This window comes from Olivibacter sp. LS-1, from assembly GCF_008245145.1.
Classification (GTDB): domain Bacteria; phylum Bacteroidota; class Bacteroidia; order Sphingobacteriales; family Sphingobacteriaceae; genus Olivibacter; species Olivibacter oleidegradans.
This window is the reverse complement of the sequence record NZ_CP041643.1, coordinates 1831289-1847160: the sequence shown is the minus strand read 5'-3', so window position 1 is coordinate 1847160 and position 15872 is coordinate 1831289. Positions and strand designations below refer to the sequence as shown.

Genomic DNA, 15872 nt, shown 5'->3' with positions numbered 1-15872 from the left:
CTTTGCCTTATGAAGCAATGTGGTTTGTAAGGCCTTGTCCAAAAAGTTTGCCTGTTTCTTTTTGGACAATCCCTACAACCTATGTCCAATATCTACTGTCTCTTTAATAATACCCAACCTTTTTGCGTTTCCACTTTATCTTCCTTAATCAGTTTGATCAAGTAATAGTAAGTACCTTCATTCAGGTTCTGACCATCCCAATTATTATTGTAATTTGGATTATTATATACTTCATTGCCCCAACGATTGAACACATAGAGTTCAACCCGATCATAGCCTTCTATTCCCATAATCTCAAACTGGTCATTCTTACCATCACCATTCGGTGTAAAGGCATTCGGTATGAACAATGGGTTCGGAATCACATTAACCATGACAGTGGCAGCATTACTTACATTGCCTTTTTCGTCTTTCACTGTATAAGTGAATCTATCCGTACCGACATAACCCTTATCCGATGTATACGTCACCGTTCCGTCTGCGTTTACTGCAACTTTACCGTTCTGAGGCGCATTCACAATTTCTACTGAGGCGACATTCAATGGCCATCTAGTAGCTCTATCATTTGCCAACACATTGATGGTAACCGGTGTTGCCGAGGTTGTTTCCGCTTCGTCATCCGCCGCTTCCGGTAATTGATAATCAACCGGTATTTCCGGTGTTTGATCCTCATCATCCGGATCTTGCGTAACCGGTTTATCTGGACCCCAAACTTGGATACCATTGCTAATTACTGCCGGCGCTTCTGCATTAACCAATCCCCTTATCTTCATCGTAATCGTTCCACCTCTAGCTACTTTTGTATTAGCTATGACAGTAGCTGTATTTCCATTACCGCTTGCTGTACCATTACCTGAAGTCACTTCATACCCGGTGATGCTTAATCCTTCACTTGGTAGTTCAGCAATATTGATTACTTTACCACTCAAAATATCTGAAGGACCATTGTTCGTGATAGTTACGGTGAAGCTGGTAGACTCACCCGCTTGGACCCTCGCCTGATCCGCTACTTTTGTAATACTCAAGTTTGATACATAATCAACTGGTATTTCCGGTGTGTCGTCTTCATCGTCCGGTTCTTCTGTTGTCGGTTTGTCCGGACCCCATACGCTGATACCATTGGTTATGGTTGCCGGAGCGTCCGCTGCTATCGTCGCAGTTACCTTGATGATAATGGTTCCGTTAACAGGAATTACTTTATTTGTAGTAACCGTTGCAGCCGTTGCATTTCCGCTAGCTGTTCCATTACCAGAGGTCACTTCGTAACCAGTGATGCTTACGCCACTTCCCGGTCTTTCAGTTAAGGTAATCACCTTACCGCTAGCGATTTCAGCAGGACCATTATTCGTGATTGTTACCGTAAAGCTGGTGCTTGTACCAGCCACCACCCTTGCTTGATCTGCAACTTTTGTTATGCTTAATTGCGCGTCACGATCAACAGGTATTTCCGGTGTATCATCTTCATCATCCGGATCCTCTGTTATAGGTTTATCCGGACCCCAAACGCTGATACCATTTGTGATGGTTGCCGGAGCGTCAACTGCTATTTGTGCAGTCACTTTCACCACGATGGTTCCATTAACCGGTATGTTTGCACTGGTTGTCACCGTAGGCGTATTACCTGTTCCATTGATGGTTCCGTTACCTGATGTCACTTCGTAACCGGTAATGCTTACACCATTTCCTGGCCGCTCTGTCAAGCTAATCACTTTTCCGCTAGGAATAGCCGTCGGACCTTCATTGGTGATTGTCACTGTAAACGTAGTATTTTCGCTGGCTTTTACTCTCGCTTGATCGGCAACCTTGGTTATACTTAAGTTATAAGGTCTTACAAAGTTTACAACAACCGGGCTACCACTGATACCCTTTCCATCTACCGTAGCTGCAATAGTCGCTTGACCAGCACTTGTACTGGTTATACGTACTACTGCTTTACCCGCTGCATCCGTGGTTACCGTTTGCTGGCTGGTAGTGCCGTCAACGTTCGTGATATCGAATACCACATCCTTGTTAGCAATTGGATTTTCAAAGGCATCCACAATGGTGGCTGTTGCTTCGTTATAGTCTACACCGTCCGCTACTGCTCCGTCCTTCGTTACTTCCAGCCTGCTCTTACCAGTGTCTGTCGGGTTCACTACAAAGTTCACAGTTACTGGACTACCATTGATGGCCGTGCCGCCTACAGTAGCCGCGATAGTTGCCTCTCCCGCTTTTGTGCTGTTCACACGTACCACCGCTTTACCTGCCGCATCCGTCGTTACCGTCTGTTGGCTGGTAGTGCCGTCAACGTTCGTGATATCGAATACCACATCCTGGCCTGCGATCGGGTTGTCGTTCGCATCCACTATCGTGGCCGTTGCTTCGTTATAGTCTACGCCGTCCGCTACTGCTCCGTCTTTCGTCACCTCCAGCCTGCTCTTGTCGTGATCAACAGGGCCCGCTACGAAGGTTACCGTTACCGGACTGCCGCTGATGGCCGTGCCGCCTACAGTAGCCGCGATAGTTGCCTCTCCCGCTTTTGTGCTGTTCACACGTACCACCGCTTTACCTGCCGCATCCGTCGTTACCGTCTGTTGGCTGGTAGTGCCGTCAACGTTCGTGATATCGAATACCACATCCTGGCCTGCGATCGGGTTATCGTTCGCATCCACTATCGTGGCCGTTGCTTCGTTATAGTCTACGCCGTCCGCTACTGCTCCGTCTTTCGTCACCTCCAGCCTGCTCTTGTCGTGATCAACAGGGCCCGCTACGAAGGTTACCGTTACCGGACTGCCGCTGATGGCCGTGCCGCCTACAGTAGCCGCGATAGTTGCCTCACCTGCTTTTGTGCTGGTCACACGGACTATCGCTTTACCTGCCGCATCCGTCGTTACCGTCTGTTGGCTGGTAGTGCCGTCAACGTTCGTGATATCGAATACCACATCCTGGCCTGCGATCGGGTTGTCGTTCGCATCCACTATCGTGGCCGTTGCTTCGTTATAGTCTACGCCGTCCGCTATTGCTCCGTCTTTCGTCACCTCCAGTCTGCTCTTGTCATGATCAACAGGGCCCGCTACGAAGGTTACCGTTGCCGGACTGCCGCTGATGGCCGTGCCGCCTACCGTTGCTGCAATAGTTGCCTCACCTGCTTTTGTGCTGTTCACACGGACTATCGCTTTACCTGCCGCATCCGTGGTTACAGTCTGCTGGCTCGTGGTGCCGTCAACGTTCGTGATATCGAATACCACATCCTGGCCTGCGATCGGGTTGTCGTTCGCATCCACTATCGTGGCCGTTGCTTCGTTATAGTCTACGCCGTCCGCTACTGCTCCGTCTTTCGTCACCTCCAGCCTGCTCTTGTCATGATCAATAGGACCCGCTACGAAGGTTACCGTTACCGGACTGCCGCTGATGGCCGTGCCGCCTACCGTTGCGGCAATAGTTGCCTCACCTGCTTTTGTGCTGGTCACACGTACCACCGCTTTACCTGCCGCATCCGTCGTTACCGTCTGCTGGCTGGTAGTGCCGTCAACGTTCGTGATATCGAATACCACATCCTGACCTGCGATCGGGTTGTCGTTCGCATCCACTATCGTGGCCGTTGCTTCGTTATAGTCTACGCCGTCCGCTACTGCTCCGTCCTTCGTTACCTCCAGCCTGCTCTTGTCGTGATCAACAGGACCCGCTACGAAGGTTACCGTTACCGGACTGCCGCTGATGGCCGTTCCGCCTACCGTTGCTGCAATAGTTGCCTCACCTGCTTTTGTGCTGGTCACACGGACTATCGCTTTACCTGCCGCATCCGTGGTTACCGTCTGCTGGCTGGTAGTGCCGTCAACGTTCGTGATATCGAATACCACATCCTGGCCTGCGATCGGGTTATCGTTCGCATCCACGATGGTCGCCGTTGCTTCGTTGTAATCCACTCCGTCCGCTACTGCTCCGTCTTTCGTCACCTCCAGCCTGCTCTTGTCGTGATCAACAGGGCCCGCTACGAAGGTTACGATCGCCGGACTTCCGACAGTAATTGCTGTGCCATCTACCGTAGCAGTCACACTTGCTTCTCCAGCTTTTATACTAGTTATTGTGGCAAGTGCTTTACCATTAGCATCGGTCGTAATCGTCGTATCTCTCGTTGTACCGTCCACATTCACAATAGTGAAGACTACATCCTTATTGGCTACCGGATTATCGAAGGCATCCAGTAAGGTTGCGGTCACTTCGTTATAGTCTACGCCGTCTGCAATTGCACCATCCTTCGTTACTGCAAGATTGCTCTTCGTAAAGTCTACTTCTTGAGCAGTAACTGTTAATGTAGCTTGTGCAGAAATCACATCACATCCTGTAGTTGAAGAAACAACTACACGATAAGTGTATACTGTACCCGCAGGAACCAATGGAACCGTCAAGCTCAAGCTACTGTTTGTTTCACCCGGAAGCGCTGTCCAAGTAGTTCCTTCCAGTTGTTCCCATTGATAAGTCAAACCGGTTCCTGTAGCGACAACATTAAAGGTAGCCGTGCTTCCCGGCGCCAACGTTAAATTAGCGGGTTGTTCTGTTATTTCCGGCTTATCATTAATAACCAATTTAACCGGTATACGCTCACCGTAACAGATTTCACCACCGGTATTTGTACGGAAGGCTACTACTTCATAAATAACTTCGCCCGTTTTATCCGTCGGTGCTGTAGTTGTTACGGTCGCTCCTTCACCTATTAGATTACCTTCATCGTCAAACCAGCGCAATTGCGTATTTGGTGCTGCTGTAGCGGATAAGGTAATTTCATCACCCTGACAGTAGGCAGTACCATCAACCGGTTGGATATCGGTTGGTGCCGGTAATTCGAGATTTGCACCATGTATGCGCAGACCGTTTGCCAGTAAACCAACTGCTTCATATTGTTCAATACGAACACGGTCGAAATCAGCACCTGCAATAAATTTAAATTGTTGTATTGTTGTACTTCCAGGGAATAAGGTGATATCTAATATCGCTCCTGTTTGACTTCCATCATTATTATTAGTTGCACCGTTGTAAGTACCAATATTTAAGCCTCCTAAGATGCTTGCATCTAAGATTGAATTGTTTCCACTTAGCCATACGGAAACGGTATCACCTTGTTTACCCCCATTCGGGAAGATTAATTCTTGCCATACTTTACCCAATACATTGACTGTTCTCTGTAGCACAGCGTATGTCTCCGGATTGCCATCTACAGCATTGCCGGCATCGGAAACGCCACATAATAAGCATATGCCATTGGTACCATTTGTTTGCGCATTTGCCTCCAAACAATCATCATTGATCACCTCGGTTACATTAACAGTAACCGTTACTTTTGGCGATTCACAAAGTGCCCCCACCTTGCTCCGAACAGATACCTCATATGTTTTAACGCCTACCGGCAAGTCATTTGGCACCGTAAAGGTTGCTCCTATAAATTCGGCAGGTGTCCCGTTATTATCATATGTCCAGACAATCTCATAATCTGCAGGATCGCCTGTTTGTGTTTCGCCTAAAGCGGCGGTTATATCGATGCTTTGACCTACACTCACAGTCACCTCTGTTTGTACACGCGGTGCTTCAACAGTCGCATTTACATTGATAGTTACTGACACCGCAGCGGATGCATCGCCTTCGCATACATCATCTCCGGATACAGTCACATAGAACGTATTCACACCTGTTGCTAATGTAGTTGGCATAAAGCTAGCTCCTTCTACCGGTGTATCAGATAAGTCAGCCGTTGTATACCAACGGAATATTGGGTTGGTAACGGTCGTACTGCTGGCCGTGAAGGTTACCTCTTCACCTGCGCATAAATCAGTAGGATAGGTCGCTATATCTATATCTCCCAGAACTCCCTTACGGTTAATGGTAAAGGTTACAGAAGTTCTATCAGCCGCTGGTGTCTCGCAGTATTCATCGCTGCTTACACCCACAGTATACGTATAGGTACCAGGCGTTAAGACTAGTTCCAAAGTACCGTCTTCACCACCTGTAACAGCTGCTCCTGCACCATCATACCAATGGAATACCGGATTAGTTAACGTAATAGCAGCATCAACCGTTGCAGCTAGCACCACATTTCCAGCGGGGTCTGTACAGATACTGGTGCTCGGCGTCTGGCCATTAATCGTTACCGTAATTGGTTCAGTGAACACTGGTTTCACACCGGCAGTAATTGTAGTACGTTCACCACTTATACAGCCTCCTGCATCCCGTGATTCTACCAGGTAGCTAACGCTCGCTGTAACATTGTGAATAACAACAGCATTGGTAGTTGCATCATGACTAATTAGAGCCGGATCCGTTATCTCTACGCCATTTGCATCATAGAAATGGTAGGTAATGCTTGGCTGGCTATTTGTAAGCGTAAAGCTTGCATTTTCACCTTCGCAAACTAATAGATTAGTTGTATCAAATGTCGGTGCATCCAGTTCACTGCTCACGGTTACATCCACCGCTCTTCCTGATTCATTTTCACAATAACCATCTGCTGACATTGTTACATAGAAGGTGTATGGAGTTGCATTTATTGGTAAACCGGTTATTGTTAATACTCCCGTTGCCGCGTCTATCGCATAAGTGATGCCCGCTACAGTTCCGTTGACAATCTCAACCGATTTATCAGCCGAGCTGTACCATTTGAATATTGGGTTTGTTACATTAGCGTCACTCGCACTAGGAGTTAACACTACCGGCGATCCGAAACAATGCGCCCCCTCTCCGATTACATTGATATCAGTGTCAACTGCTTGTTTGTTGATAACAAAAGTTACTGATTTGCGATCAGCAGGTAAGCTTTCACATACATTATCCCCACTCACACCGACCTGATAGGTGTAAGTTCCGGCAGCTAATACACCTAAGTTTAAGGTACCATTCTCGCCACCACTTACGGCTGCCCCTGCTTCATTATACCAGTGGAACACGGGGTTAACAACGGTACTGGTTGCGCTTAACGATGCCGTCAATACGACTTCTTCATTTGGCTCCAAGCATAATGGCGCCGTAGGTTCAGCTCCATTTACCAATATGTTATTAATATCCGCTTCAACAGCTGTTGGTTTAATGGTAACTGTGATTGCTATTCTAGCGCCTACTTCGCAACCTTGGCGAACCGCCTGTACATAGAATGTGTGTTCGCCGGCAGCCAAACCATCAGGTAAAGCGAAACGGAAACCATCGGAAGTAGTCAATTCATTACCGCCTTCAGCAGCATCAAAGATTTTATAAACTGTACAATCATCAACTTTGTTCAATTCAATTGAATCGCCCAGGCATAATTTTAACTCACCATCCGGGTCCACTACAGGACTAATGGTTGGCTTTAAGTTGATATCGTAAATATTGGTTGTATTACCCAATACACTAGCTACACTTCCATAACTGATACGTACTCGATCAAAAGGTTCGTTGGTTGGCGCAACAATAATTGCTGCCCTTTGACTGCTGCCAAGTAAACCCAAGAGCTTAAGATTTAATAAACCGCTGTCCTCATCCAATGGCTCACCTACTGGTGTTTCACCTAGGTAGCGTTGAATCGTATAGCCTTTCAAAAGCTCAAGTTGTAAGATCGGATCATTAGGCACTTCTGTAACGATGCGGATCGAATCGTTCAGCTGACTTTGTGTTTTGAACGCTACGGTTAAGAATGCTTCATTCAATACAGCTGCAGCTCTTGAAATCGTTGCAAACGACGTTGTATCATTATCTACCGCATTCCAAGCATTGCTTACAGAAGAAGTCGCACTTAACGCTCCTAAGCCAATATCCCTCACTCCATGTAATACATCAATCACGTTCGCTTTAACACCAGGAACCACAGGTGCACAATTGTTTGTTGTGCTATTCTGCGTAACGTAAGCTCCGTACACTCTTGTATTCTGTGCAACACTTAATACGGCCGCTTGTATAACACGTACTCCTTTATAATTTTTAGGACCACTATTATCTGCTGGTACAAAAGTAAACTCAGCAACATTGTCGCCTACCAATAAATCTAGCAATCCGCCTTGTACATTTTGTGGTCTTCCTATTTCGTTTCCATCTGCATCTAAACCTACTACCGAAACACCCGATATAAGACCCACAGCACTCAGTTCTTTACCAAATTTCACGCTAACCGGTGTTCCAGCTTCTACTTCTTGCGCAAATAGCAAGTTTTGGCGAACGCTACCGATTCCGGCTACGCCCAATAATGTTCTTAGCGTAGCATGTGTTTGCGGGTTACCATCTACTGCATTAGTCGGGTTCTCTACATCTCCTGTAAGCACCGCACTCCAAGTTTGCGTATTGGCGTAAACCCGTTCTACCAATGGAGGACAAGCATTCTCATCGTATACGGTTATTACAACCGTTGCAGAAGCCGAGCAACCACCATTCGTTACAACAGCTGTATAGGTATATACACCCGGTGTACTAAATGTTGGATTTAAATTAGTAGTTACATTACCATCATTATCATACCATGTTGGTGTTAGACCAGTAGGATCTGTTGTCACACCAGGGATTTGAACAGCCTCTCCCACCTTAGCGGAAATAGCTGCATTTCCATTTATTGTAATCTCAGGAGTCGGATTCACCGTGATTACCAGGTCAGTAGAAGCAAGGCTTGTACAACCGGTGTTTGGATCAGTTACCATAACCGTGTAGGTGCCAGCCTCATTAACGGTGAGTGTTTGCTGCGTTGCACCTTGAATTTCAACACCATCCTTAAACCATTGGTTTCCATCAGTAGCACTCGAAGTTAAAGTAACTTCAGTGCCGGAGCAGATAGCCGCGTCGCCGTCTAATTGAACAGTTGGTTGAGTAGGACGTGGATTCATTTGCACAGCAAAACTTGCAGACACTGAACTTTCACATCCGCCAGCATTCAAAGCAATTACCGTATACTGGCCGGCAGTGCTCACTTCAAGGTTTGCACTGGTTTGCCCGGTAATTTCCACCCCATTGTTAAACCATTTATACGAGTCGGCATTGCCACTGGCTACGAGGGTAGTGAAACCTCCTTCACAGAAAGGATTGGCTCCTGTAGCTGTGATGGTAGGTGTTTCAGGCATCGCCGACACCGTTACGCTAATCTGAGCTGGTGGATTATTAAAGCAGAATCCGTCACCTTCAACCACTACGTAATACGTGGTATTGACTTCGGGATTCACGGTAATAGATAAACCGGTTAACGGTGTACCGGAAAGATCCGCAGTGGTATACCATTTCACCGAACCGGCGCTAGGTGGCGTTGTTAAACCGGAGAATGCCGCGGTCAAGGTAATCTCTTCGCCGGCACATATCGGATTTTCAGCCCCGGCAAGTGTAATATTAGAGGCGTCAATTGGCGTACAATCCGTTGGCATACTATGCGTAGCCGTTTCTGATTTATCGGCCGTATTATCTTCGTTTCGATAAGTTGCTGTTACACTATTATCGATGGACGTAACAACCGTTGGGTCAATTGTATTGACACGTACCGTAAAGGTATATGTCTGGGTTTCTCCAACAGCAAGTGTCGGAATTGTTAATTCAAGATTATTTCCGTTTTGCGTAAAGTCGCCAGCACTTTCAAGCGCCGTATTTTGTGGAATTGCATCCACCAAATTAACATTGGTTAAGGCTTTATTACCATTATTGGTTACGGTAACCGTATAAGTGATCACATCATTCGATACAGCTTGTCCACTATTTGCGCCATCGCTCGTACCAGTCAGTGCTAAATCTAAATCGTGAAGAGGCGTTACATCCAACGGTGTGCCGGTTGTACCGGTAGTATCCGGTTCACTTGGTGTTGTATTATCAACCGGAGGGAAGCTTTCAATAGGTGTGGTCAGTTCATCACTTACCACAGTCGCCAAGTTCCGGATTACATCGATACCGGTCAAATCTTCATTTACTTTAACCGTAAATATCTGCGGAGTGGAAGTCTGACCTGCCGCTAAACTAGGTATCGTAAATGTTACGGTATTGCCAGCAAAACTACCTCCTGAAACGTAGGTAAGTCCCGCAGGCAAGACATCGGAAATCACCACATTGGTTAGATCCTGATTTCCATTATTTCTTACATAGATTGCATACTCAACCGTCTCACCTCCGCGAACAGCCGTACTATCAGCACTACCGTTAACCTTATAAGCTTTCCAAGATACCAGGTTGTCGGCTGGAGCTACCGGAATAACCGTACCTGTACCACCTGTATCATTTGGTTCAGTCGGATTTGTATTATCTACCGGCGGGAAGCTTTCCGTAGGCGTACCAACCTCATTGCTTGTCACAGCGGCGACATTTCTAATCTCTGTAAGCCCGGTTAAATTAGCTTTCACCTTAACCGTAAATACCTGAGGGCTTGAAGTTTCACCAACAGCTAAAGTTGGTATCGTAAAGCTTACAGCGCTGTTCGCCGATGTCCCACCTGACACGTACTCAGTTCCGGTTGGAATAGGATCTGTAATATTTACGTTAGTCAGAGCTTGGTTACCCGTATTTCGTACATAAATGGTATATTCAATTTCTTCACCACCACTAACAGACGTGATAGAAGCATCGCCATTTACTTTATAAGCTTTCCAGGACACGAGAGATGAAATTTGATCTACAGGAATATTAGTTCCGGTAGGTCCGCTTGTATCCGGATCTGTAGGAGTAGCATTATTTGCAGGCGGATAAGTTGGTTTACCAGGGTCATTGGCATCCGTTTTTACAAAAGCCGTATTACTAATTTGAGCAACACCGGTTAGGTCGGCATTTACGGTCACCTTAAAGCTCAATGTAGTGGTAGCACCTGCTGCGACAGCCACATTCTCGAATGTAACAGCATTGCCAGCCAACACACCGCCCGATCCGTCGACATAGGTAGTATGGGCTGGTATTGTATCTGTTACAGACAATCCTGCCAGATCCACCGTACCCGTATTTCTAATATGGATCGTATAAGTTACTTCTTCACCTCCTTTTACTGAAGCAATAGAAGGATCGGCATTTACTGCATAGCTCTTCCAAGCTACGAAATCTGATACCGCATCACAATCTTGTTGAATATAATAGAGCCTTACATTCGGAACCACGGTAACACCTACCAGCGATCTTAAACGAATCGCTAGTTCATCTACTGCTACATCAGGTGACACACTGATTTCGGGACTAGCGCCGTTGTTGAATAATTGCAATAGGTTAACATTTCCGACAACCGCATTCTCTAAGGTTTCAACATACACTTCCTGTCCGTTGTTATATCCTACCACATCAATTCTTCCAAAGACACCGGCATCCAATGTTCCTGTGCCAACAGCCATTTTAATTTTGAAAATGCTGTTTGCTTCGATTTCTTTGTTAAATTGAACATTTTGTTGAATAGCTCCGGCAACGCTTAATGCACCTAGGCTAATCTCGGAATAGTCACCGTTATTATTATTGTCAAGTACACGATAAGGATTCTGTACTCCGTAATTTCCTATACCTGTTAGGCCAGCGGTTAAGCCTGAACCATCAAAAGAAGTAGTAAATGCTTCTGCACAACCTTCAAAGTCGGTTTCATAGCACATACCATAAACATTCATGCTGTTATTTTGTCCCAATAACAATGCATCAGTATGGTCTTCAATGCGAACACTTTGGTAGGCCGTGTTAGGTGTGATAGCTAAATAGTATCGCCCTGCATTATCCTGAACGACACGAATTTGTTTATTTGGGTTCATACCCGTTGTTGACCCTGTAAACGAATCTTCGCTCGATCCTGAAACTACAGTAGCTCCGCTCGCGTCTTTTACATAAACATGGAAGTAATGATTTCCAAGTACGACGTTATTCAGAATATCCGTCAACACTTTACCTACACTTCCGGCTAACAATGCGTCTAATAACCCACCTTCGGTATCAATGCGTATATACGACGTAGTACCTGCTGCAACTGGGGCAGCATAACCGAATTCTACATGACCTGAATATTTGGTTAAACCTGCGTCCGAACGAATCGTTGCATAACTATTATGATTTCCATCAAATAAGTTCTGCAAATCGTCGGTATGTTCAGCGCTTACCAAATCATCGGCGCAAACCGGGTTCCGATAAGGAGGTTCCAAGAAATCCGGGTCAGGACAATTTTCAGAGATTCGACTTACTCCATAAAATCTCAGAGGAGCGCTGGTATTTATACTTGCTACCGATTGCAAGCCAAATTGTACGCGGTCGTACACAACACCTGGTGCAATGGTCAATTGGATGATGCCACCCGTATTAAGCAGCCCTAAAAGGTCTAGATTATTGATCAGTGAGCTTTGAAGTGGTTGGTTATATACTTCATCATCTCCATTAAATAACTTAATTCGGTAAGATCCTGCCAAATCTACGTTTAAAATCCCTGGCTGATCTAATTGTACCCGTAATCTCAGTGAATCTGTTGCAGCTGATTTTGTTTTGAAGTAGATATTTTGATACACGGTAGCACCGACGCCTGCGACACCTAAATTGATGGTGGAGTAATTAGATGAGTTTTCATCGATTGCATATTGTGAATTGAAAACACCTCCTTTACTGATATCCAATAAATCTAAAGTAAGTCCCGAACCATCGAACGAAGTAAAGGTTGCTTGCTCGCAAGGATTGAACTCAGTTTCTCTGCACATGCTGTAGACGTTCATGGTAGCGGTGTTATTACCACCGATCAATGCGGCCAAACCATGCGCGATACGAACCGATTGATAAGGGACATCAGCCGTCACTGCTATGTAAAAACGACCATTAGCGTCTTTGACTACTTTTACCGCTTGATCGCTAAAGCCGTCGACGCTGGATGCGTTATATATCTGGTTACCGTTTGCGTCTTTCAGCATCACTTCAAAATAGTGATTGCCCAGTAATAGGCCACCAGCTAAATCGGCCAGGGCACCGCCTAAACTTCCTCCTAATAAGGAGTTCAACATATCATCTTCGAAATCAATACGGATATAGGACGTTTCTTTTGCCGGGATAGCATTCGAATAAGCCAGTTCAATGTGGCTGCTAAAGGCACCCAAGCCTAGCGCTGTACCTGTACCGGCATATAACGTAGCATACGTATCGTTTTTCCCATCGATCGTATTAAGAGGGAAGTTCGTGTTTTCGAAACTTGTTACCGTTGTTCCACAATCCTGGTTATTAAACGGCGGTGTCGTTACAGGTGGATCTTGTAATTCCGGATCCGGACAAGCTGCACTGAAACGCTCAATGCTGAATACCTGTAATGGATTATTAATTACGTTTGCACTCAACAAAGACTCAATACCTACCGCTACACGGTCGAAAGGTCTTCCGGGACCAAATGGTAAGGATAGTACTTGTCCGCGTTGTAATAAATCGAGCAAGTCAAGATCAGAGACCAGTCCATCTCTAAGTCGTTGCGAGAAGACTTCTTGGTCACCGTTAAAGGCTTTCACCACGATACTTCCCAATACCTCGGCTGATAAAGCAGAACCACCGTCCATTCTCAATTTTACGCGGAAGTGATCTGTTTCCGCCGACACCCCATGGAAATCGACATATTGATAAACGCTTGCTGCTATACCCGCAGCGCCAATACTAATAGAAGAAGCAGTATTTACATCACCGTCAATAGCGTTCTGTGCGTTGGTTACACCGGCATTTCCTACGCCTAGTAAATCAAGTGAAATCCCGTTAGAAGCAGTATAAGTAGCAAATGCCTGTTCACATGGCTCGAAACCGGTTGAGACACAAGCATGATAGACATTCATATTTCGCACCTCTCCGAGCCCAAGCAAGGCTCCGAGGCTTTCTGTGATACGTATACTATTATAATCGCCATTTGGCGTAATTGCGATATAGTAGCGTCCGAACTTATCTTGAACAACTTTTACACGACCTTCAGTATTGTAAAAACCTGTATTGCTAGAGCCGCTTAAGACCGAAGCACCATTATTTTTTGCTTCTACCGTAAAATAATGACTTCCGAATAAAACATTATTAACTGCGCCACCTAACAATTGTCCAACACTACCATTCAATAATCCTCCGAGCACCTCATTATCAAAATCTATACGAATATAGCTGGTGGTACCTGCTGGTCTTATTTGACTAAATCCAAGCTCAATATGGCCACTATAAGAACCGATACCAGCGGCTGTACCTGAGCTTGCTTCTAAAGTACTGTAACTGTCGTTGTTACCGTCAACGGCGTTATAAGGAAAATTAGCATATTCAGAAGAAATGAGATTGGTTGCGCAATCTTTCTGACTGAGCATATGATCCGTTGGATTTGGAGGAATAATCGGATTAGGGTCAGGACAAGTCAGTATACCACTATTCGCTCCACCATATCGTTCAACACTGTAGACTCTTAATGGCGAGCTGGCTAAACTTAATCCTACCGAAGTGTTCACCCCTATCGCTACCCGATCGAACGGTACACCCGGACCAAACGGCAAAGTTACAGTTTCGCCATTACGCAATAGACCTAATAAATCGACACCATTGATGAGTCCTCCTTGTAATTTCTTTGAAAAGACTTGTTGATTTCCGTTATATGCACGGATTTCAAAGCTACCTATTAAATTAAGGTCCAGTAAACTGCCGCCCCCGATTGAAAATTTGATTTTGAAGTAATCCTGTGGGGCCGATAAGCCATTAAAATAGAAAGTTTGGAATACAGAGCCCGCAACTTGCAAGGTGCCTGTACTGATTGTAGAATAGTTGTTAGGATCGCTATCAACTGCATTCTGTGGATTTTGGACGACATCCGTTAAGGCAACGTTTAGCCCCGTGCTTTTACCTACATCTGTGTAAGTTGCTAATCCACATGAAGTGCCAGATAGGGTAAAAGCATGGTGAACCCTCATTGATATAGTTGAAGCGACGTTTACCTCTGGAGGGAATGTCAATCTAATTCTTACGCCGTTATATGGAATAGTATTTTGAGGCGCAGCTATTGCTAAATATAGATCTCCATTATTGTCTCGCACAAAGGAAGTTTCTATATTAAGGCCTGCGATTCGAGTTCCCTCATCAGCGGTCGTTGAACCGTTATTCGCGTTCTGGTATAAATCAGCAATGATAATATCATTAGGAGCTCCTAACAATTGACCTAAGTTGAGACCAAGGCCCGACTCTGCTAGCTCGGAAACTTTAATGAACGAAATTGCATTTGCAGCTTGGGCGGTTGGATATTTCAACTGTAACCACCCATCTCCTCCAGCCAACAATACTGTTCTCTGGGATGTTATAGTTGCATAGGTGTCATCTGCTATTGCAGCATTACCCGCGTCCGTTACACCTCCACCATTAAATAACCCAATTTGGATTCGTCCGGAGTTAGGTGTCCAAGTCGCATAAGATTTCGTTTGCCCATATCCCTTTCCGGTCATACCAAATACGGCAAAGAATACCGCTAGGACAGTAAATACAAAGTGGGAAAAAGATTTTCTGAACGTAAAAGTTGTTTCCATACAACAGCTGTTAAGTAGAATGTCTATTTTTGAAGAATAATCCAAATTCAGCTATCACTCCGCATTAAAATAAAAGCATATTAAAAAGGCAACTATAGTTTCCCTCCATGCAAACATTTTCATTCGAAACCGATAATAATAAATTAGTGAACTATTCGTTGTATAAATGGTGAGTAATTAGTGATACAATACACACAGTATTACTCATTATTATCGCATAATAATTGTCATACAAATGTATTTCACCAAAATGAAGAATTAGTTGTTCACAATGTTCATTTAGAATTAGGCGTGTTCACGGTGTTCACTAATACAAATTCATGTTCAGTTTGTTCAGTTTTTAAAACAAACAACACATTTATTCACAATTTTTTCACACTAATCACACTGTTCAGAACTTACTTATCAATAATTGATTGCTAGGTTATTGATGTAAAAAGATTGTTAAAAAGCTATAAAACAAAG

Annotated in this window: 1 protein-coding gene; it reads right to left on the bottom strand. The window is 45.1% G+C overall.

Annotation, left to right across the window (positions count from 1 at the left end; translation table 11 throughout):
• Window positions 1-92: 92 nt before the first annotated feature.
• Window positions 93-15407 carry an Ig-like domain-containing protein gene (locus FKG96_RS07310; RefSeq protein WP_149105286.1) on the bottom strand — a complete coding sequence of 5105 codons (15315 nt, stop codon included), beginning with the start codon at window positions 15405-15407 and terminating at the stop codon, window positions 93-95.
• Between the last annotated feature and the right edge of the window lie 465 nt (window positions 15408-15872).

Coding starts and splice junctions, on each gene's coding strand:
- FKG96_RS07310 (WP_149105286.1), bottom strand. CDS start 15,407: ATGGAAACAACTTTTACGTTCAGAAAATCTTTTTCCCACTTTGTATTT.